The following is a 1491-nucleotide window of genomic DNA, read 5'->3' as shown; positions in this document are numbered from 1 at the left end:
TCCGCCTTTTTACGCAAAATTTCGTTAAATTTAGCCTCATCCTCCGCCTTTAGCGCGCTAAAACTTAAAAAATAAAGATATTGCAGCTCGTACCCGATGAAATCGTCGGGAAATTTATCAAGCTGCGCATCCTCGAGTTTTAGCCCCGAGCTTTCATAAAAGCTTCGCACCTGCATCGTCTTTGCCCCAAACATCGTTTGATAGTCGAAATACACCGACTCGTAAGGCTCGGCTTTGGGGCGCTTAGGACCTACGAAGAGCCTATTGAATTCGTAGCGAATTTCATCGATTAAATTCGGCTTGCTTTTGCATTTGGCAAATTCGAGGATAAATTTATGCTCTTTAAGCTTAGGCGCAAAATCCTGCGTCAAATTTAAAAGCTCGTTCAAATTTTCACCGATAAGAGGCACCAAAAATACCTGCCTCAAAAAGTCCTCGACGCAAAGACTCTGCTTTAAATTACGCATCTTTTTATCCTTAGTGGATAAACTCGTTGCGCTTCATGCGAGGATAGAAGCGGATGTTCGGCTTCGTAAAAAATCGCTTAAAGCCCGGCATCTCCTTCTCCATCCCCGCGCTATCGCTCACGTCGCTATCGACTAGCTTTAGTACGTCGCAAGGGCAGCCCGCCACGCATGCAGGCTCCTCGCCGCGCTCGAGCTTCTCGGCGCAGAGATTGCACTTTTGCGCTTTTCCGTCTTTGCCTTTGGTTATAGAGCCGTAAGGACAGGCAACTAAGCAATATCCGCAGCCTATGCATTTATCGTGCAACGGCTGAACTATGCCGTTTTCAAGTTTAAAGTAAGCTCCCACGGGACAAACATCCATACACGCAGGCTCTTCACAATGGTGGCACGAATGCGAGATGAAAATTTCCTTTTCGATCTCGTCTTCATGGATGAGCATCATATCGACGTGGCGCCAGTTGATGTCGGGGTCTTGGTTGTGATAGACCTGACATGAAATTTCACACGCCTTACAACCTATGCAAAAGTTGTAATCAAATAAAAATCCTTGTTTTCGTTTCATTTTATGCCTCCTGTTTTGCAGCTTTTTTTACTTCGCAAAAGCTTGCGGTATAGGTCGATCCGTTGCCTAAATCGCTTACTCCGTCCGAGCAAAGGATATTTGCTCCCGTGCGAGATTTGGTGACTTTAACCCAGATATTATTCCATGCATAGACGATGCCCAGCTGCATCTGATTGGTCTCGACCGCCGTAAATATCGCCGTACCCTTTTCATTCGTAGCTTCGACCGTATCGCCCTCTTTGATACCGCGCGCCAGCATATCCTCGCGCGTCATAAATAGCTCGGCGTTGCCCTTTACGATGACGCGTTTTAGGATGTAAGGCATATTGCCCCAGTTTGAGTTATCCTGCAGCTGCGTGCCCGGCGTCATAAAATAAAGTGGATATTTTTTCAAATAATCTTTGCCGAAATTTTTATGTTTTTCGTAGTAATCCCAATCGTCGTCAAGATCGATTACCGGGT

The 1491-nt window shown here is 45.9% G+C and carries 3 protein-coding genes; all 3 read right to left on the bottom strand.

What is annotated here, in order from left to right; genetic code table 11:
* Window positions 1–467, bottom strand: a 467-nt coding sequence (locus Q0256_RS03830; RefSeq protein WP_297960189.1) for a molecular chaperone, incomplete at its 3' end; no start/stop codon positions are given.
* A gap of 10 nt (window positions 468–477) precedes the next feature.
* Window positions 478–1029, bottom strand: coding sequence for a 4Fe-4S dicluster domain-containing protein (locus tag Q0256_RS03825; RefSeq protein WP_297960187.1), 552 nt, complete (start codon window positions 1027–1029; stop codon window positions 478–480).
* A 1-nt stretch (window position 1030) separates the two neighbouring features.
* Window positions 1031–1491, bottom strand: a 461-nt coding sequence (locus Q0256_RS03820; protein ID WP_297960185.1) for a molybdopterin dinucleotide binding domain-containing protein, incomplete at its 5' end; no start/stop codon positions are given.

Source organism: uncultured Campylobacter sp. (assembly GCF_937949835.1).
In the GTDB taxonomy this organism is placed as follows: Bacteria; Campylobacterota; Campylobacteria; order Campylobacterales; family Campylobacteraceae; genus Campylobacter_B.
The sequence above is the reverse complement of the archived record's forward strand: the minus strand, read 5'-3'. Positions and strand labels throughout refer to the sequence as shown.